Genomic DNA, 18,931 nt, shown 5'->3' on the forward strand with positions numbered 1-18,931 from the left:
CCGGGCCTGGCCCCGGTTCCGCCCGGCAGTCAGATGGGAACCCATAAGCCTTCCTGCTGTTGCCCTTCTTGGAACATCGAGGGAGGTGAGATGGAGCACGTCGAATACGTGGTCGAAACTCTGAACGGCTCTCTGGCCTGGGTTCCGAGCTGGGTCGTGAGCCTCATCGTCTTTCTCCTGGCCGTCCTGCTGGCGCGGTTCCTCCATGGGATCGCGTTTCGCATCCTCACCCGCGTCGTGGCGGGGATGGACCTGTTCTGGCGCTCCCTCGTGTCGCGCACGGAGGGGCCCACGCGGCTGGCGGCCATTACGGTGGCACTGGGGTTCGCGGCCAGCATCGCGCCCCTGACGGTGCGCGAGACCGCGCTCGTGCAGCAAGGCCTCGCCTTGTGCTTCATCGCCCTGGTGGCATGGCTGGCCAATACGGCGCTGCACATCTGGGTGACGGTTTACCTGCGGCGCTTCAAGCTCGATGCCGACGACAATCTCCTGGCCCGCAAGCACGTCACCCAGACACGCATCCTGCGCCGGGCGGCGGGCACCATCATCTTCACCCTCGCCTTGTCGGCCGCCCTCATGTCATTTGAGGAAGTCCGGCAATACGGCGTCAGCCTTCTGGCCTCGGCGGGCGTCGCCGGCATCGTGCTCGGCCTTGCGCTTCAGCCGGTGCTGAAGAACCTGTTCGCAGGCATCCAACTTGCGGTCACCCAGCCCATCCGCATCGACGACGCGCTGCTGGTGGAAGGGGAATGGGGCAAGGTGGAGGACATCACCTCCACCTATGTGGTGCTGAAGCTCTGGGACTGGCGCCGCCTGATCCTGCCGCTGAGCTATTTCATGGAAAAGCCGTTCCAGAACTGGACACGGGAAGGCTCGGCGCTCATCGGCTCGGTGATGATCTATCTCGATTACCGGGTACCGGTGGCGGCAGTGCGCAAGAAGGTGGAGGAGATCGCGTCCGCCTCCCTGCTGTGGGACCGGCAGGTGGTGAATGTGGCGGTGACGGACTTCCGCGAGACCGTGATGGAAGTGCGCATCCTGGTGAGCGCAGTCCATGCGGGCGCCGCCTTCGACCTCAGATGCGAGGTGCGCGAGAAGCTGATCGCCTTCTTGCAGGAGGCCCATCCCGAGGCCCTGCCCCGCCTGCGGGCGGAAGTGGTGAACGAGCGGCCCAATGCCCCGGCCGCGCTTTCCGAACGCTCAAGGGCACAGGCGCAAAAGGCCCTGGCCAACGCCTGAGTGGGATGCCCCGCCTCTGTTGGGAGGCGGGGCATGGTGCGTCAGCCGCGCGCGGCGACGATGATGATCTCAACCAGATATTTGGGCGCCGCGAGGCGGGATTCGCCGGTGGCGCGGGCAGGCGCGTTGTTGGGGTCGACCCAGCTGTCCCACACGGCGTTCATGGCGGCGAAGTCGTTCATGTCGGCAAGCCAGATGGTGGCCGACAGCAGCCGCGACTTATCCGTTCCGGCGCGGGCGAGCAGGCTGTCCACGGACTCCAGGATCGCCTTGGTCTGGCTGGCCACATCCGGCCCTTCGCCCACCTGGCCGGCCAGGTAGACCGTGTCGCCGTGGATCACGGCCTGGCTCATGCGGGGACCCTTGTCGAGCCGCTCGATGCTCATCGTCTCGTCCTTCCTTGATGACCGCTTCCGGCGGACGCCGGTGCGCTGACGTTCGGCGGCCCCTCCACGCCTCGGCACCGCCTGGACAGCGGGCGGACGGACTGCAGGTGTCGCCTCGGCCCGCCTCTAGCACCGCCCCCGCGCCTTCGCCAGCCCCGGCCGGACAGCCGCCAAAACGGCTCGAGAAATAAAAGGAAATGATACAAAGAACTCGGCACCGAAAGAATAAGTAATAAATCTCACATTACATGCTATGCGGATCATTTTTCATCACATCGATCTAAAAAACCACAATTGCGTCACGATCTCTCAGCAAAACGCACCCGTCCAGGCAACGCTTACGTGGCGAAAGCCGGAGCACACGAGATCCACTTCCGCCGCGGCCGCGGAGTCGAGGCGGGGTTGCGGATGCAACGACGCAACGAAACCAAGCGGTCTCAAGCAGGAAGCCAAGGCGTGTCCCCGATCCCACAGCGCGGATGCGGGAGCCAAGACGAGGGTCAAGATGATGAACGTGGCTTTAGATACCCCAGTGAATCCGCGGTTCCAGAAATTCCAGGACATTCTGGCGGAGACCTTGAAGGATCCGGCGCAGGCCGCCCGCTACAATGAGCAGGTCACCAATCCCGCCGCCCTGATGACCTTTTTCGCGGAACGCGGCCTGCCCCTTCGCCAGAGCGAGGCGGACGGCATTTTCGGTGTCGGCCAAGAGGCCGCCACGCGCCTCGAGGCCCTTCGGCAGTCGGGGGAACTGACTGACGCGGAACTGGAAGCGTTGTCCGGCGGCCTGTCCTGGCTGAAGATCGGCGCAGCAGCCGGCATCTTGGCAGGGATCGTGGTCGGCGGAGCCTGTGCGCCTGCAGTGGCGGGCGGGGCGATAGCCCTTCAAAGCTTGCAGTTTCTGGGCTTGGCCGCCGCGAGCACCGGTGCGGGAGCCACCGCGGGTGGTGCAGTCGGGGCCGTGGCCGGCTACGCGGCTGAGAAGATCTACGACCTGTTCAATTAACAGACTGCGCGGCTTCAACGCTGCAAGAGAACGACATATTCAGGAGACCAGAATGACGCAGACCAAGCCAGCGACCTTTGCCGAATTCCTGGTGGAATTGATGAAGGACGAAGCAGCCTTTCGCGCCTTCAGCGAAGGCACGAAAAGCCCGCAAGACCTGCAGGCGTTCGTGGAGGCGAACGGCTATACCATGAGCAAGGAGGAATCCGAGCGCGTGTTCGAATCGGCCCAGGCCCTTCTCAATGCCGCCCAGGGCCAGCAGATTCCGGAACAAGCCCTTGAAGGCGTGAATGGCGGCCTGCCCGCTTGGGCGATTGGTGCCATCAGCGGCGGTGCTCTGGGCGCCTTGGCCTTTGGCGGCGCATGTGCTCTGGCGATGGTGTCCGGCCCCCTGGCGCCCACCGTGATCGCTGCTTTGGCGGCCCTCAGCAGCGGAGGCGTCGGGGCCTTCGCAGGGGGAACCGCCGTCGCTGGCGCGGTTTCTGCCGTCGCTGGCGGCGTGGCCGGCCAACTGATCCACGAAGCCTGATCCCAAAGCTTGAGAGTGGCGGCCCCACAGGAGGCCGCCGCTTTCTTTTCCTCAGCCGGCCACCACGCGCTCCAGCGCCACGCCCCGGCAGTCCATCTCATAGTCGAGGCTGACCAGCGGCGGCCGGTTGAAATGCCAGGTGAGGCCATGGCGGGCCGCGCCGCGCGTGACGATCTCCTCCCCCAGAAAGGGGTGGATGTCGTAGACGGTGTAAAGCTGCACCGCCGTGGTGTCTGCCCAGGCAAAGCCCATGGCGCCCATGCGGCGCTCCATCTCGCCGAGCACCCAGCGCGCCTTCTGGCGCAGGCCTTCGGGCGAGCAATCGCCCGGCGCGATGGCGTGGCCACCATAGCTGTCGCGGCCCTCCGGCGCCTCGCCCGAGCCCGCCACCACGAAGGACGGCGCCGCCCCTTCCTCCACGCGCACATAGGAGAAAGCGTGGAAGCTCGGCTCGGCGGGCGGGTTGATCTCCGGGCACACATTGGAGCGTGCCACCGGATTGTCGCCCATCTCGAACAGGCCCCATTCCTTCAGGGTTCCCGCATAGATGGCGTTGAACGCCTTGAAGCCGTCCTCGGTAAAGGGCGCGGGCGAGCGCAGCTCGCAGGCGCAGAAGGAAGTGAGCGGACGCCCCGCCGCGCCGATGATGTGCGCGATGCGGGCAAAGCCTTCCTTCAGCGGCACCGGATTGGCAAAGCGCACGCGCTCGATCACATGGCCCGGCAGCGCCGCGACGCCGGCCGAATACTGGAACACGCCGGGCACATAGCGATAGCCGCCGGGGGCAAAGTCCTTGGTGCTCATGATGTCTCCTTGGGATGAGGCCGCTCAGGTGCCGATGGTGACGGGCAAGGCGAGGCGGCGCAGCGCTGCGATGAGGGAAAAGCCGGTAATGGCTGAAGACTTGGGGTTGTCAGGGTCGGGCCAGTTGCGCGCGACCAGGGTGAAGCTGCCCGCACGGCTCGTGACCGAAAGGTGATGCTCGTTCCGCTCCAGGGCGGGGTCGGACCACACCTCCACTTGGGTGAGGTCCGGTCCCAGGCCCGCCAAGGCGACGGTGGCCGCCACATTCACATTGACCGGGAAGCGGGCGATGGCCTCCCGTGCTGTTCCGGCAAACAGGCAGTGCGCCTCAAGGGACGCGTCCCCGCCCAGCGAGGTGGGAGGCTTTCGGGTCACAAGCGTCACGGCCTCCAGGCCCGCCTCCACCGCCGCATGAAGCCCGTCGAGGCCCGCGAGCGCGCCGGAGGGCAGCAGGATGCGCCCCTGCCCCGCTTTGGCGCGATCAAGGAGGTCCGAATGGGCGATGAGGGCGCCAGCGCTCGCCGCCACAAGGGTGCGGCGAGCGTCCAGCGTCGGCTCGGCCAGCGCGCGGAAGAGGCTGGGGGGCAGGCATTCGACGACAATGTCGGCCACCTCCGGCAACCGCTCCAGGGGCAGGACGTCAGGCACGCGGGCAAAGCCCGCCATTCGCGCCTGCGCGCGCACCGGATCGGCAGCGGACACCGCCACCAGGTCCAGGCCGTCCAGGCCGCGCGCCAGCGCTGCCGCCACTTTCAGGCCGACGGCGCCGAGCCCGGCCACCGCCACCTTGCGCACATCTGCCCCCATGGCGGGCCTCATCCGTAATTGACCACGAGGAACTTGATATCCGTCATGCTTTCCATGGCATAGCGGGTGCCCTCGCGGCCGAGGCCGCTTTCCTTCCAGCCGCCGAAGGGCATGGAATCGATGCGATAAATGGGCACGTCATTGATCATGAGTCCGCCCACGTCCCAGTCCTCCAGCGCCCGGAACGCGCGGGCGAGGTCGTTGGTGAAATAGCCGCCCTGAAGGCCGTATTTGGAATCGGCGGCGCGACGCACCGCCTCGTCCATGTCGCTCACATGGGAGAGGGTGACGACGGGGCCGAAAATCTCCTCGCACTCCACCTTCATGTCGGGGGTGGTGTCGGTGAGAACGGTCGGCTCGATGATGGCGCCGTGGCGCTTGCCGCCCACCAGCACCCGCGCGCCGGCGGCCACCGCCTCGTTGATCCAGCTTTCGATGCGCCGCGCCGAACCCTCATCGATCACCGGGCCCACATCGACGCCTTCCTGGAGCGGATCGCCCACCTTGCAGGCGGCGACGCGGCGCACCAGTTCGGCCTCGAACCGCTCATAGACCTGATCGTGCACCAGGATGCGCTGGACGCCGATGCAATATTGACCGCCAAACACCACCCCGCCGCGCACGCAGCGGGCGGCGGCGAAGGGAATGTCGGCATCGGGGGCCACCAGCACGGCGCCGTTGCCGCCCAGCTCCAGCGAGACCTTCTTCTTCCCCGCCTGCTCCTTGATGTGCCAGCCCACCTTGGCCGAGCCGGTGAAGGTGACCATGGCCACCCGGTCGTCGCGCACCATCCGCTCGGCGAGCGGCACGGAGCAATGGACCACGGTGAGCGCCCCGTCCGGCAACCCCGCCTCGGCGAAGACCTCCGCCAGGAGGGCCGAGGTGAGCGGGGTCTGGGGCGCCGGCTTCAGCACCACCGTATTGCCCACCGCGATGGCCGGGGCCACCTTGTGCAGCACCAGGTTGAGCGGGAAGTTGAAGGGCGTGATGGCGAGGATCGGCCCGATGGGATAGCGCCGGGCGAGGCCAACCCGGCGGCCCAGCTTCGACAAGGTTTCAAGGTCCGCATCGGAGAGGCTGAGCGCGGACCCGTCCGCCGAGGCGGTCTGATACTCGAACACGGCGCTGTCCACGTCGAGCGGCACTTCATGGCCGGCGAAGGCGCGCGCTTCGCGGGCCGCGTTGCGCAGGTTGAAGAGCGAGCGGGACACCTCGCCACGCGCATCATAAAGCGGCTTGCCCGCCTCACCGGCAATGAGGCGGACGATCTCCTCCCGGCGGCGGTCGATGATCTCCGCGGCACGGTCGAGAATGTCCGCCCGCACGAAGCGCGGCAGGCGCTTCATGAGCGGGAAGGCGGCGGTGGCGCGGGCGAGCGCGGCTTCCACCTCCGCCTCCCCCGCCACCGGCATGTGGCCCACCACATGGCCGTCATAGGGGCTGAGGATGGCCTCGGTGGTCGGGGCGGTGCGGCTCGGGAGAGGCGCTGTCATGGCTGAAGTCCTTCATGCGTGCGGGGTCGTTCGGCCGCGAGGGGCCGGTCGCAAAACGGAACAGGGAAAGGCCGGGCCTCACATGCCCATATAGGCCTCGCGGACCTCAGGCGCGGCGGCCAGGACGGCGGAGGTGCCGCTCATGGAGACGCGTCCGCGATCCATCACATAGCCCCGGTGGGAGAGCTCCAGCGCCGTCATCACATCCTGCTCCACCAGCAGGATGGAGATGCCGAAGCGGTTGATCTCCTTGAGGCTTTCGGAAAGCTGCTCGACTGCCTTTGGGGCAAGGCCGAGGGACAGCTCATCGATCATCAGGAGCTTGGGGCGCCCCATGATGCCACGGCCGATGGCGCACATCTGCTGCTCGCCGCCCGAAAGGGTGGCGGCATCCTGGTTCGCCCGCTCGGCGAGGCGCGGGAACATGCGCATGACCTTGTCCAGGTCCTCGGCGACGGCCCGGTCGGAGGGGGAACGCAGATAGGCCCCCATGAGCAGGTTGTCGCGCACCGACATGGTGCGAAACAGCCGCCGCCCTTCCGGCACATGGGCGATGCCCGCGCGCAGCACCGCCTCGGGCGTAGCGGCGGCCAGTTCCTGCTCCCCCATACGGATGGAGCCAGCCTTGGGCCGCAGCAGGCCGGAAATGGTCTTCAGAAGCGTCGTCTTGCCGACGCCATTGGAGCCCACGAGGCAGACGATCTCGCCGGCCTGAACCTCCAGGTCCACGCCCCAGAGCACCTGGATGTCGCCATAGCCGCTTTCGAGGCCGGTGATGGAGAGCAAGGTCTCGCTCATGCCGCGCCTCCCGCCTGCGCCTCGGCATAGCGGCTGCCGAGATAGGCCTCGATCACCCGCCGGTCGGTGCGCACCGCCTCGGGCGTGCCCTCGGCGATCTTGGCGCCGTGATGCAGGACCACGAGGCGCGTGCACAAGCTCATGACCACCTTCATCAGATGCTCGATGAGGATGATGGTGACACCCGCCGCAGTGATGCGCCGGATCAGGTCCAGCGCATTGTCGATCTCCGCCGGATTGAGGCCGGCATTGACCTCATCCAGCAACAGGACCTTGGGGTCCATGGCGAGGCTCTTGGCCAGCTCCAGGCGCTTGCGGCCGGCCAGCGTCAGCTCGGAGGCGAGCGCACCGCCCGCATCCGAGAGGTTGCAGAAGTCGAGCGCCTCCTCGGCCCGCTTGCGCGCCGCCGTCAGGTCTCGTCCGCCGGCAAAGGCGGCGGGGGCCATGACATTCTCCAGCACGGTCATTTCCGGGAAGGGCTGGACCACTTGGTAGGTGCGGGCAACGCCGAGCCGGCTGATCTGGTAGGGCTTCATCCCATCAATCCGCCGGCCATCGAAGGTGATGGTGCCGGATGTGGGGCGGAAGACGCCGGTCACCACATTCACCAACGTCGTCTTGCCGGCGCCATTGGGGCCGATGAGGCCCACGACCTCGCCGGGCTCCACCGCCAGGTCCACATCGGACAGGGCATTCAGGCCGCCGAAGCGGCGGGAGACGCCCTTCAATTCCAGAACCGGGCTCATGCGCTCCTCCCCGGGGCGAAGACGGGCACCTTGCGGGCGCGGCGGCGGCGGATGAGGCCGAGCACGCCGCGCGGCAGGAAGAAGATGAGGGCGACGATGATGACGCCCAGCACGAGCGCATGCACCGAAAGGAAGGAGCGCCACACCGCCTCCTCCAGCACCAAAAACAACACCGCGCCGATCCCCGGCCCCAGCACCGTGCCGGCGCCGCCCAGCATCACCATGACGATGGGCTTCACCGAGACCAGAACGCGGAACACGTCGCCCGGCTCGATATAGAAGACCCAGGAGGCATACATGGCCCCCGCCGCGCCCACGAACACCGAGGAGCACACGAAGGCGGCGACCTTGTAGAGGGTCGGGTTGATGCCAACCATGGCCGAGGCATCCTCGTTCTGGCGGATGCAGGTGAGCGCGAAGCCGAAGCGGGTGCGGGCGACCGCGAGATTCATCAGGAAGGCCAGGAACGCCAGCGCCAGCATGGACCAGAAGAAGAGCCGCGCCTGCGCATCCACCGGGATGCGCAGCACGGGCAGGTTCAGCCCCATGCCGCCGCCGGTGAAGCTCGACCAGGAGGTGGCGATCTCCATCAGCACCTGGGCGATGACGAGGCTGGCGATGGCGAAGTAGTGCCCCTTCAGGTGCAGGATGGCAAAGCCCAGCAGCAGCGCGAACACCGCCGCCACGATCCCCGCCGAGGCCCAGGCAAACGGCATGGGCACGCCCGCCCCCTGCAGAAGCGCGCCGGCATAGGCGCCGAGGCCGAAGAAGGCGGCGGTGGCAAACGAGGGATAGCCGGCAAAGCCGCCAATCACGTTCCAGGAATAGGCCAGCACCGCATACATGGCGAACATGGTGCCGAGCCGCAGGAGATAATTGTCGCCGAAGACGGGCAAGGCCGCGACAAGGGCGATGAAGACGAGGACGGGAAGGGTGCGGATCATTCGTAGCCCCGTTTTCCCATCAGGCCCGTGGGCTTGAAGATGAGCAGGAGGATCAGCAGCACGAAGGAGACGGTGAGCCCGTGCTGCGGGCCGATGAAGAGGGCGCCGAAGCTCTGGATGATGCCGAGCGCCAGGCCGCCCACCATGGCGCCGAGGATGGAGCCGAGGCCGCCGAGCACGCACACCACGAAGGCAAGGCTCAGATATTCGGTGGAGGCCAGGGGCGAGATGGGGAAGATGAGGGCGAGCAGGCTGCCCGCCGCCCCCGCCATCAGCGCGCCGATGCCGAAGGTGATGGCATAGACCCGCTTGACATTGACCCCCATGAGCGCCGCCGCCTCCGCATCCATGCGCACCGCCACGATGGCGCGGCCGATGCGGGAGCGGGCGAGGACGAAGTAGAGCATCACCGTCAGCGCCAGGGCGAGCAGCATGGCCACCACCCGGTCCAGCGGCAGCACGATGCCCCCGATGACCTTGCTGCCCAGGGGATGGGCGAGCTGGATGGTCTTGTAGTCGGCCGAGAAGGCGACCAGCGTCGCATTGTTGAGGATCAGGTCGAGGCCGAAGGTGAGCACCAGGGTGGTGAGCACGGGGGCGCCGATGACGCGGTTGATGAGGCCGGCCTGGAGGGCATAGCCGAGCGCGAACAGGACGGCGCCGGCGATCGCCACGGAAAAGTAGGGATGGATGCCGAGGCGCACGTAGCAGAAATAGGCCACATAGGACCCCAGCACCACGAAGGTGCCGTGCAGGATGTTGATGACGTTGAGCACGCCCCACACCAGGGAAAATCCGACCGCGATGCAGGCATAGAGCCCGCCCAGCACCAGGCCGTTTACGAGAATTTGCAGATAGATCATGGGCAAGGGTCCGCTGCCATCCCGCCGAGGCGGGGAAGTGCTTCAAAGCGTGCGGGCGGCGGAGCCTTCAGGCCCGGCCGCGGCGCGCCGCACCAGCGGCGCGCCGGCCATGACTATTTCGCGATGCCGAACTTCAGGTCGGTCTGCTTCACCGAGGCCGGGTAGAAGACCTTGGCCTTGCCGTCCTGGATCTGGAAGGCCGGCGGCTCCAGCGAGACGATCTGCCCGGTGGGGCCGAACTTCACCTGGCCGTAGAAGGTGGTGACGTCGAGGCTGGCCAGCGTATCGCGCACCTTCTCGGGATCGACGGACCCCGCCTTCTCGATGGCGATCTGGAGGATGGCGCCGGCGGCGCTGGCCGAAGCTTCCGCATAATCGGGGATCGCCTTGTACTCGGCCTGGAAGGCGGCCACATAGTCGGCCGTCTTGCCGAAAATGTCCTTGCCGTCATAGGCCACCGCCGGATGCCACCAGGCGGCGGAGGAGATGTTCTCGGCCAGCGGGCCGGTGGCATCGATGAATTCCTGATAGGCCGGGCCGGCGATCATGGTGAGCACCTTGGGCTTGAGGCCCAGGTCCGCCATCTGCCGGCGCATCAGGATGAGGTCGTTGATATAGCCGGTGCCGAACACCCAGTCGGGCTTGCGCTGGAGCATGAGGGTCAGCGCCGAGGCATGGTCCATGGTGCCGATGGCATATTCGTCGAACGAGATCACCTCGATGCCGCGCGCCTTGGCGGACTTTTCCATCTCCTTGGCAATGGCCCGGGGGAACAGGTCGTTGCGGGCATAGATGGCGATGGTCTTCACGTTCTGGCCGGACTTGGAAACAATGTCGGCCAGGGGATTGGTGAGGGTGTCGTTGGGCGTGAAGGTGCCGAAGAGATATTTGTAGCCCTGGTCATACACCTCCACCGAGGAGGCGGTGGCGGCGATGGTGGGGATGCGGTAGCGCTCGGACACCGAGGAGGCCGCCTTGGCGGCGCCGGAGCCGAAGGGCGAGAACAGGAAGTTCACCTTGTCGCCGGTGATCAGCCGCTCGGCGGACTGCACGGCGCGGGGCGTGTTGGACTCATAGTCCACATAGACGATCTCGACCTTGTAGGCCTTGTCGCCCACCTTGATGCCGCCCTTGGCATTGGCGGTCTTGGCCCACAAATTGTAGCCGCGCTGCTGCTTGAGGCCCTCCGGCGAGAGAGGGCCGGTGAGCGGCAGGGGCGCGCCCACCTTGATCACCTCCTGGGCGGCGGCAGCGGTGGACAAGGCGGCAGCCAGCACCAGGCCAAGCCCGAGGCGCAGGCCTCGAAGCCGCGGTGAACCCTTGGAAAATGCCATGGTTCCGAACCCCTCTGTTTTTGTGTGACGGGAATACTGACGCAGCGAATGCGTTCCGGGGAAGAAGAAAGTTCGCTGCGGGGCGTTGCATTTTGCGCAACACCGAGGTCAGGCGGTATCCCGCCCCTGCTCATTTGAGGGACATGGCGCGAATCCGGGCATCCATGGCGTCCAGGAAGCGCTGGGCCGCGAGCGTCGGCTCGATCTCCGCGTGCACGCATACATGGGCCCGGGCGCTGGCGAGGGCCTCGTTCTCCACCTCCACCCCCACCAAGGTTCCGGCCGCGATCTCCCGCTCGAAGGAAAAGGCCGGCAGGAAAGTCAGCCCCATGCCGTAGAGGGCGAACTGGCGGGTCATGTCGATGGAATTGGTTTCCAGCCGAACGGACAATTCCACCTGCTCGCCCTTCACCGCCTGGTCCACCAGGTGGCGGATGCCGAAGGACCGGTCGGGCAGGCCCACCGGAACGCCCGCAATGTCGGCCAGCGAGAGCTTCTCACGACCGGCAAGGGGATGGTGCGGGGCCATCACCGCCAGCAGCGGCTGGTGGATCTCCCGTACCGTGCGCACGCTGGGGCGGGGATAGGGGTGGAAGGAAATGCCGATGTCGCATTTGTCCTCGGCCACCGCGATCATCACGTCGTCGGTGCCGCGCACCACCACCTCATAGGTGATGCCGGGATGCCCCTCGGCGAACTCGGAAATGACGCGGGGCAGGAAGCCGCCCAGCATGCCCTCCACGGTGAAGACCGTCACATGCCCGCTCTCCAGCCGCTTGAGGGCATCGATGGCGGCCTTCAGGCGCTGCCATTCGCGGGAGCGCCCCCGGATGAACTGGCCCACAATCTCCCCCGCCGGCGCCAGCTTCACCCCTTGCGGATGGCGGGTCAGAAGCGGTGCGCCGAACTCATATTCCAGCCGCGCGATCTGCCGGCTGATGGAGGAAGCCGACACATGCAGTGCCTCCGCTGCCTGGCGGATGGAGCCCAGGCGGATGACTTCGGCGAAATAGACATAGGCGATTTCGTTCATGGGGACGCGAACCCGGGGCGCTGGGCAAAAAAGAGCGCAGACGTTGCCCCGGTAACGGCGGGATCACAACCCGTGTGCTTGCCCCCCGCGCTCCGTTGCTCCCTGCGCCAGGGGCGGTTTAACGTCGCCTGCCTTCCGGGGAGCGCCCATGACACGCCCGTTCGATGCCATCTTCGCCGATGCCGCTGCCCGCAAGGGCGGCCCCGCCGCGCTTGACGCCCTGCTGGCCGAGACGCCCTCCCGCCCGCCAAGCGAGATCGCCGCCACACCCGATGATCGCGTGCTTGCGGAGATGGCCCGCCGCATTTTCAATGCGGGCTTCTCCTCCAAGGTGATCGCCGCCAAGTGGCCGGCCTTCGAAAGCGCCTTCGAGGGCTTCGATCCCCATGCCTGCGCCTTCATGCCCGACGAGAAGCTGGAGGCCCTGCTCGCCGATCCCGGCATCGTGCGCAACGGCGCCAAGATCAAGGCGGTGCAGGCCAATGCGCGGATGGTGGTGGACCTTGCCGCCGAACAGGGTTCCGCCGCCGGCGTCATCGCCCGCTGGCCGGATGCTGACTATGTGGGCCTGCTGGAGCTCCTGAAGACGCGCGGCAGCCATCTGGGGGGCGATAGCGGCATGCGGGTGCTGCGGGCGCTGGGCAAGCCCGCTTTCATCACCACCAAGGACATGGTGGCGGCCCTCATCCGCGAGGGCGTGGTGGCCAAGGCCCCCTCCAGCAAGCGGGACTTTGCCGCCGTTCAGGACGCCTTCAACGGCTGGAGCGCACAAAGCGGGCGCGACTTCACCGCCATCAGCCGCACGCTCGCCCTCACCGTCGGGGCGTAGAGCGCTTCAGGATTTCACGGAAATGCCGCAGCGCTCTTTCTCGTTGTTTTGACGCATTTCCTTCACGCGAACCGGTTCCCCCTTCGCTCGGAAATGCTTCAGGCGCCGCGCCCCTTTGGAAAGGGGCGCGGCGCCTGGCATCGCTCAGAGCTTGTATTCGTAGAGCAGCCGGGCGCGTATGGTGCCGTCGAGGGCCCGGATGTCCTCCAGCACGCGCTGGCTGTCGGCCGCCGAGGCGTCCGCGTCCAGCACCACATAGCCCACGTCCGCGTGGGTCTCGTAATACTGGGCGGCAATGTTCACCGAATGGCGGGCCAGCACCTCGTTGAGGCGGCCCAGCATGCCCGGCACGTTCCGCTGCACCTGGATGAAGCGGGTGCCGAGGGGACGGGCGGGCAATTGCACCTGCGGGAAGTTCACCGCGCCCATGGTGGAACCGCTGTCGGAATAGTCGATCAGCTTGCGCGCCACCTCGGCGCCGATGCGCTCCTGGGCCTCTTCCGTCGAGCCGCCAATGTGCGGGGTGAGGATGACATTATCGAGGCCCTGGAGGGGGCTGGCAAAGCGCTCCGCATTGGAGCCGGGCTCCACCGGGAACACGTCCACCGCCGCGCCGCGCAACTTGCCGGCCTTGAGGGCATCGGCGAGGGCGTCGAGGTCCACCACCGTGCCGCGGCTGTTGTTGATGAGGTAGGCGCCCGGCTTCATGGCGGCGATCTCGTCGCGGCCGATCATGCCGTGGGTGGCGGGGGTCTCGGGCACATGCAGGCTCACCACGTCGGAGGCGGCGAGCAGCTCATGCAGGCTGGTGGTGGATTCGGTGTTGCCGTGGCGCAGCTTGTCGGTGTGATCATAGAAGATCACCTTCATGCCCATGGCTTCGGCCAGATTCGAGAGCTGCGAGCCGATATTGCCGTAGCCGACGATGCCCAGCGTCTTGCCGCGCACCTCGTGGCTGTTGGACGCCGACTTGTCCCAGCCGCCCTGGTGGGCGGCGTTGGAGCGGGGGATGATGCGGCGATAGAGCATCACGATCTCGCCGATCACCAGTTCCGCCACCGAGCGGGTGTTGGAGAAGGGGGCGTTGAAGACCGGCACGCCATAGGCGCGCACCGCGTCGATATCCACCTGGTTGGTGCCGACGCTGAAGCAGCCGATGGCAATCAGGCGATCCGCCGCTTCCATGATCTCGGCGGTGATGTGGGTGCGCGAGCGGATACCTAGGATGTGGACGCCCTTGATGGCCTCCTTCAGCGCCTCCCCGTCCAGCGCCTTGGTCAGGCGGGTCAGGTTGGAATAGCCGGCCGACGTCATCAGTTCGACGGCGCTGTCATTCACGCCCTCCAGCAGCAGAACCCGGATCTTGTCCTTGGCCAGCGAGAGTTGCGGCGAATGGGAATTGCTGTGGTGCACGATCTTCGGTCCTTCAGCGATGACGACCGAGATGCCGCTCCGGGCCCCGGTTCGGTATGACGCTGCGGCATCCCGCGAAGGGGGCCGCCGAGCGCGCGCGACCTTAGCGTTTTTGCCGGCGGCGTCCAGGGACGGGCTGCGGCCTCAGGTCAGACCACCTCTGCCATGCGCGCAGGACGCGACGCGCTCCAACCGGCCGAAAGCCTTACCAAACCTTAATCGTGACGCTCAAGCTTGCCGTGCTAGCGTCCCTTCATGGGCCGCCGCAATGGCGGGGCGCCTGCGGGATCCTTTGGGGGGTGCGACATGAAAAAGGCGGTGGCGGAGTTTATCGGAACCTTCACCCTGGTGCTTTTCGGGTGCGGCGCGGCGGTTGTCGGCGGGATGGGGTCCGGGGCGACCGCCATCGACGTGCTCGGCATTGCCTTCGCCTTCGGCCTCGCCATCGTGGCCATGGCCTACGGCATCGGCCCGGTCTCGGGATGCCATGTGAACCCGGCCGTGTCCTTCGGCGTGCTGATCGCGGGCCGCATGTCGAAGCGGGACTTCGTGACCTATGTGATCGCGCAGGTGCTGGGCGCCATTGCCGGCGCCCTCGTTCTTTATGTCATCCTGTCCGGAAAGGGCGCCGGTTGGACGCCCGGGGCGTTGGGGCAGAATGGCTGGGGGGCCGGCTATCTGGGCGGCTACAACCTGCTCTCCGCCGCCCTGTTCGAAATGGTGGCCACCTTCCTTTTCCTGGTGACCATCCTCGGGGTGACCCAGAACGGCAACCCCACCCATGTGCACGGCCTCGCCGGCCTCGCCATCGGGCTGACCCTGACCGCCATCCATATTGTCGGCATCAACATCACCGGCGTGTCCGTCAACCCTGCCCGCTCCCTGGGACCGGCCCTGGTGGGAGCTGGCGGCAATGGGCACGCGCTGGAACAGGTCTGGCTCTTCATCCTGGCGCCCCTGCTGGGCGCGGCCGCCGCAGGTCTGCTGTTCAAGAGCGGTCTGCTGGCGCGCGACGCGGACTGACGTGGCCCCTAACCGCCCGCCGCTTGGGTGCGGGAGGCGTCCTGCGCCTGCGCCTCCCGGGGCGGGGCGGCGGAACGGCGGAGCACCAGCTCGATCGGCAATTCGAGCCGCGCCGGCCGCGCCTCGCCCTTCAGCCGGGCGAGCAGATGCTCGGCCACCGCGCGCCCGAGCTCCGTGGTGGGCAGGTGCACCGTGGTCAAGGGCGGGGTCAGATGGGCAGCGATCTCCAGATTGTCGATGCCGACGATGGAGAGCGCCTCCGGTACCGCAAGGCCGCTCGCCTGCGCCTCCAGCAAGGCGCCGGCGGCCAGGAGGTCGTTGCCGCAGATGACGGCGGTGGGGGGCTGCGCGCGGCCCATGAGTTCCACGAGCCCTGCGCGTCCGCCCGCGAGCGTGAAGGAGGTCTCGATGATCTGGGACGGGGTGAGTTCGAGCCCCCGCTCCGCCAGGGCGGCCCGCACGCCCTCGACGCGCATGCGGGCGCGGTCATTGGCGCGCAGATGGCCGGAGATCATGCCGAACCGGCGATGCCCCAGCCCAAGCAGATGCTCGGCCAGCAGCCGGCCGGCGGCGCGGTTGTCGAAGCCGATGGAGGGCAGGCGCGCGTCGAAGGACCAACTCAGCACCACCGGCACGCTGGACGTGGTCAAGAGCGACCAGGTCTCGTCCAGATGGTCCGCGCCCACCACCATGAGCGCGTCCACGCCGCGCGCCAGCATGGCCCGCACCGCCGCCGCCTCAAGGGTCGGCACATAGTCACTGGCGGCAACCAGAAGCTGATAGCCCTTGGCCGCCAGTTCCGTCTGCATGGCTTGGATGGCGCGGGCGAAAATGGCGTGGTCGAGTGTGGGCACCACCGCGCCGATGGTCAGTGTCTTGCCCGAGGCGAGCGCACGGGCGGCGCCCCCTGGCACGTAATTCAGCTGCGCGATGGCCGCGCGCACCCTTTCCAGCGTTTCCGGCTGCAACAAATCGGGATGGGACAAGGCCCGCGACACGGTGGCGGTGGAGACAGCGGCGAGCCGCGCCACATCCTCCAGCGTTGCCTTCGTCCTCGGGGGCATGGGGCGGTCCCCTCCTGCTGCGGTGCATGGGCGCATGAAGGCGCTTTCATCCTTATCTGACCTGCTTCCCCACGGGCCGACAAGAAATTTCTTGCATGCCTCTGCTTGACAGTCCCGCTCGGGGTGATAGCGTCATGTAAGCGCTTTCATCGCGAGGCCGCAGAGCCTCGGTGCGCCAACGCTCCCGCAGATGGAGCGCCGACATGTGGGAGGAACGTCCATGCGGCTCGGACGACGGGCCGTGGTGGGAGTGGCGACGCTCGCTGCTCTTGCTGCGGCGTGGTTTGTGTTCACCAGCGTCACCGGCATGATCTCGCCGGGCCGCTTCCCGACGCCCGGCGACACCTTCATCGCCGCGCGCCAGGCGCTCACCCGCGGCTATGGGGATGCGACCCTCCTGGTGCATGTGGTTCATTCGCTCAAGCTGGTGACCCTCGGCTTCCTCTGCTCCATCGCGGTGGGCGTGCCGCTCGGGCTGCTGATGGGCTGGAGCGCAGTGGCAGAAGCCCTGCTGAACCCGGTCTTCATGCTGCTGCGCCCGATCCCACCGCTGGCCTGGATCCCGCTCGCCATCCTCTGGCTGGGGCTGGGCGATGCCGCCAAGATCATGGTGATCTTCTTCGCCGCCTTCGTGCCTTCGGTCATCAACACCCAGGCGGGCGTGAAATCCATTCCCCGGCCGCTGATCGAGGCCGCCCGCATGCTGGGCACGCCCCGCTGGCGCTTCGTGCGGGAAGTGCTGGTGCCCGGCGCCGCGCCCATGATCTTCACGGGCCTGCGCCTCTCCCTCCAGGCGAGCTGGACGACGCTGGTTGCCGCCGAACTGGTGGGCGCGCTCGCCGGCCTCGGCCACCTCCTGAACCTCGCCCAGCAGGACCTTTATCCGGGCATGATCCTGGTGGGCATGGCGAGCGTCGCCGTGTTCGGCGCGCTCACCACGGCGCTGCTGGCCACCGTTGAACGGCGGACGCTGACCTGGGTGCGCGTGCGGGGAGCCGCGGCATGAATGCGACCCTGGCTCCCTCCAGCCGCATGGCGCTCGGCGCCATCGGGCTTGTCGGCTTCTTTGCCTTCTGGGCCGCCCTTTCCGCGAGCGGCTTTGTCGCCCCAACCTTCCTACCGGGCCCGCTGGACGTGGCGCGGCGGCTCGCGGACCTCCTCACCGCCCAATTTGCCGGCGGCACCTTGCCGGCTCATCTCCTTTCCAGTCTCCAGCGCTTCGGCGCCGGCTACCTGCTGGCGGTGGCGGTGGGCGTGCCGCTGGGGCTGATGATGGGGCGCTTCCGCCTGCTGGACGACATCGTCTCGCCCATCTTCGACGCCCTGCGCTTCATCGCCCCCATCGCCTGGGTGCCGTTCGCGGCCCTCTGGTTCGGAACGGGCTTCGGCGGGCCGGTGCTGATCATCTTCTCCGGCGCCTTCCCGCCCTGCCTGCTGAACGCCTATCGCGGCGCCCGGCATGTGGACCCGCGCTATCTGGAAGCGGCGGAAATGCTGGGCACGCCCAGCCACCGCATCATCCTGGAAGTGCTGCTGCCGGCCTCGGTGCCCTCCATCATTGCCGGCTTGCGCATCGGCGCGGGGCTGGGCTGGCAGTCGCTGGTGGGCGCGGAGCTGATCGTCGCCTCCACCGGCGTGGGCTTCATGATGGTGCAGGCCCAGGGCGCGGTCTCCACCACCACGGTGATGGTGGGCATGGCCGCCATCGGCTTCATCGGCGTCCTCATCGACGTCGCCCTGCGCACGCTGGAAGCGCGCATTCATCGCCGTCTCGGCGGAGCTTGAGAGGAAGAGATGAGCAGCATCCGCTTCGATGCCGTGGGCAAGGATTTCGGCGGCCACGTCAAGGCGCTGGACGACATCAATCTCAGCGTGGCCGACAAGGAGTTCGTGGCCATTGTCGGCCCCTCCGGTTGCGGCAAGACCACGTGCCTGCGCCTCGCCGCCGGCTTCGAATTCCCCTCCTCCGGCCGTGTCCTGGTGGGCAACAGCGAAGTGACGGGGCCGGGGCCCGACCGCGCCGTGGTGTTCCAGCAGTTCGCGCTGTTTCCCTGGAAGACCGTCACCGACAATATCGAGCTCGGCCTGCGCAACAAGAATGTGCCTGCCGCCGAGCGGCGCCAGCGCGTGGCCGATGCCATCGCCATGATCGGGCTGAACGGCTACGAACAGGCCTATCCCCACCAATTGTCCGGCGGCATGCAGCAGCGCGTCGCCATCGCCCGCGCCTATGTGCTCGACCCGCAGGTGCTGCTCATGGACGAGCCCTTCGGCGCGCTGGACGCCCAGACCCGCGTGGTGATGCAGGAGGAACTGGTGCGCCTTGCCCGGCTCAATCCGCGCACCGTGCTCTTCATCACCCATGGCGTGGAGGAGGCGGTCTATCTCGCCGACCGCGTGGCCGTCATGACCCGCCGCCCGGGCCGCATCAAGGAGGTCATCGACGTGAAGTCGGTGCGCGAGGCTGAGCGCTGGGACAGCTACAGCCGCATCGAGGATGTGATGGACCTCGACTCCTTCGTCCATCTGCGCACCCACATCTGGAAGTCGCTTCGCGAGGAAAAGGCCGGCGCCGACCACTGAGCGCCGGATCACAAAGCCGGACAACCGGCGCCACAGG

At 67.3% G+C, this 18,931-nt stretch carries 20 protein-coding genes; 8 read left to right on the top strand and 12 right to left on the bottom strand.

Annotated features, from left to right (window positions below):
• Nucleotides 1-90: 90 nt before the first annotated feature.
• A complete protein-coding gene (locus PV781_RS20925) occupies nucleotides 91-1,239 on the top strand; it encodes a mechanosensitive ion channel family protein (RefSeq protein ID WP_274777561.1) in 1,149 nt (382 codons plus the stop codon).
• A 41-nt stretch (nucleotides 1,240-1,280) separates the two neighbouring features.
• On the opposite strand, the gene PV781_RS20930 is transcribed toward PV781_RS20925, so the two are convergent.
• Entirely contained in the window at nucleotides 1,281-1,625 is a 345-nt protein-coding gene (locus tag PV781_RS20930) for a RidA family protein (RefSeq protein ID WP_274777562.1), read from the bottom strand.
• A 505-nt stretch (nucleotides 1,626-2,130) separates the two neighbouring features.
• Here PV781_RS20930 and PV781_RS20935 point away from each other — a divergent pair.
• Nucleotides 2,131-2,631, top strand: a complete 501-nt coding sequence (locus PV781_RS20935; RefSeq protein WP_274777563.1) for a hypothetical protein — start codon at nucleotides 2,131-2,133, stop codon at nucleotides 2,629-2,631.
• Nucleotides 2,632-2,683: 52 nt separating this feature from the next.
• Nucleotides 2,684-3,160 (top strand): hypothetical protein, encoded by a 477-nt coding sequence (locus tag PV781_RS20940; protein WP_274777564.1) that lies wholly within the window; start codon nucleotides 2,684-2,686, stop codon nucleotides 3,158-3,160.
• Between the two features lie 51 nt (nucleotides 3,161-3,211).
• Here the strand turns inward: PV781_RS20940 and cnbZ are convergent, their stop codons facing one another.
• From cnbZ to PV781_RS20985, 9 genes are all read right to left on the bottom strand, one after another.
• Nucleotides 3,212-3,967, bottom strand: coding sequence for a 2-amino-5-chloromuconate deaminase CnbZ (gene cnbZ / locus PV781_RS20945; protein WP_425532445.1), 756 nt, complete (start codon nucleotides 3,965-3,967; stop codon nucleotides 3,212-3,214).
• Between the two features lie 21 nt (nucleotides 3,968-3,988).
• Nucleotides 3,989-4,771: an aspartate dehydrogenase domain-containing protein gene (locus tag PV781_RS20950; protein ID WP_274777566.1), complete on the bottom strand. Its 783-nt coding sequence runs from the start codon at nucleotides 4,769-4,771 to the stop codon at nucleotides 3,989-3,991.
• 8 nt (nucleotides 4,772-4,779) lie between these two features.
• Nucleotides 4,780-6,264 (bottom strand): aldehyde dehydrogenase family protein, encoded by a 1,485-nt coding sequence (locus tag PV781_RS20955; RefSeq protein WP_274777567.1) that lies wholly within the window; start codon nucleotides 6,262-6,264, stop codon nucleotides 4,780-4,782.
• 78 nt (nucleotides 6,265-6,342) lie between these two features.
• Nucleotides 6,343-7,062, bottom strand: a complete 720-nt coding sequence (locus tag PV781_RS20960) for an ABC transporter ATP-binding protein (protein ID WP_274777568.1) — start codon at nucleotides 7,060-7,062, stop codon at nucleotides 6,343-6,345.
• On the bottom strand, nucleotides 7,059-7,808 hold the full coding sequence (locus PV781_RS20965; RefSeq protein WP_274777569.1) for an ABC transporter ATP-binding protein: 750 nt from the start codon (nucleotides 7,806-7,808) through the stop codon (nucleotides 7,059-7,061). Before PV781_RS20965 ends, PV781_RS20960 begins: the two co-directional genes overlap by 4 nt.
• Nucleotides 7,805-8,752: a branched-chain amino acid ABC transporter permease gene (locus PV781_RS20970; protein ID WP_274777570.1), complete on the bottom strand. Its 948-nt coding sequence runs from the start codon at nucleotides 8,750-8,752 to the stop codon at nucleotides 7,805-7,807. Before PV781_RS20970 ends, PV781_RS20965 begins: the two co-directional genes overlap by 4 nt.
• Complete coding sequence (locus PV781_RS20975) at nucleotides 8,749-9,615, bottom strand: branched-chain amino acid ABC transporter permease (protein WP_209103185.1); 867 nt, start codon at nucleotides 9,613-9,615, stop codon at nucleotides 8,749-8,751. Before PV781_RS20975 ends, PV781_RS20970 begins: the two co-directional genes overlap by 4 nt.
• 113 nt (nucleotides 9,616-9,728) lie before the next feature.
• Complete coding sequence (locus PV781_RS20980; protein ID WP_274777571.1) at nucleotides 9,729-10,949, bottom strand: amino acid ABC transporter substrate-binding protein; 1,221 nt, start codon at nucleotides 10,947-10,949, stop codon at nucleotides 9,729-9,731.
• A gap of 130 nt (nucleotides 10,950-11,079) precedes the next feature.
• Entirely contained in the window at nucleotides 11,080-11,982 is a 903-nt protein-coding gene (locus tag PV781_RS20985) for a LysR family transcriptional regulator (RefSeq protein WP_274777572.1), read from the bottom strand.
• A 148-nt stretch (nucleotides 11,983-12,130) separates the two neighbouring features.
• Here PV781_RS20985 and PV781_RS20990 point away from each other — a divergent pair, with 148 nt between their 5' ends.
• Nucleotides 12,131-12,811 (top strand): DNA-3-methyladenine glycosylase I, encoded by a 681-nt coding sequence (locus PV781_RS20990; RefSeq protein WP_274777573.1) that lies wholly within the window; start codon nucleotides 12,131-12,133, stop codon nucleotides 12,809-12,811.
• 144 nt (nucleotides 12,812-12,955) lie between these two features.
• Here the strand turns inward: PV781_RS20990 and serA are convergent, their stop codons facing one another.
• A complete protein-coding gene (gene serA / locus PV781_RS20995; RefSeq protein WP_274777574.1) occupies nucleotides 12,956-14,224 on the bottom strand; it encodes a phosphoglycerate dehydrogenase in 1,269 nt (422 codons plus the stop codon).
• A gap of 306 nt (nucleotides 14,225-14,530) precedes the next feature.
• Here serA and PV781_RS21000 point away from each other — a divergent pair, with 306 nt between their 5' ends.
• Nucleotides 14,531-15,247, top strand: coding sequence for an aquaporin (locus PV781_RS21000; RefSeq protein WP_274777575.1), 717 nt, complete (start codon nucleotides 14,531-14,533; stop codon nucleotides 15,245-15,247).
• Nucleotides 15,248-15,255: 8 nt separating this feature from the next.
• Here PV781_RS21000 and PV781_RS21005 read toward each other — a convergent pair whose 3' ends face one another.
• Entirely contained in the window at nucleotides 15,256-16,311 is a 1,056-nt protein-coding gene (locus PV781_RS21005) for a LacI family DNA-binding transcriptional regulator (protein WP_274777576.1), read from the bottom strand.
• A gap of 220 nt (nucleotides 16,312-16,531) precedes the next feature.
• On the opposite strand from PV781_RS21005, the gene PV781_RS21010 reads away from it, so the two are divergent.
• The 3 genes from PV781_RS21010 to PV781_RS21020 are packed head-to-tail and all read left to right on the top strand — an operon-like array spanning nucleotide 16,532 to nucleotide 18,894.
• Nucleotides 16,532-17,317 carry an ABC transporter permease gene (locus PV781_RS21010; RefSeq protein WP_274777577.1) on the top strand — a complete coding sequence of 262 codons (786 nt, stop codon included), beginning with the start codon at nucleotides 16,532-16,534 and terminating at the stop codon, nucleotides 17,315-17,317.
• A complete protein-coding gene (locus PV781_RS21015; protein WP_274777578.1) occupies nucleotides 17,314-18,096 on the top strand; it encodes an ABC transporter permease in 783 nt (260 codons plus the stop codon). The genes PV781_RS21010 and PV781_RS21015 overlap by 4 nt, the downstream gene beginning before the upstream one ends.
• Before the next feature lie 9 nt (nucleotides 18,097-18,105).
• A complete protein-coding gene (locus PV781_RS21020) occupies nucleotides 18,106-18,894 on the top strand; it encodes an ABC transporter ATP-binding protein (RefSeq protein WP_274777579.1) in 789 nt (262 codons plus the stop codon).
• Nucleotides 18,895-18,931 lie beyond the last annotated feature (37 nt).

Origin of the sequence: Aquabacter sediminis (assembly GCF_028863665.1) — a bacterium.
GTDB lineage: Bacteria > Pseudomonadota > Alphaproteobacteria > Rhizobiales > Xanthobacteraceae > L1I39.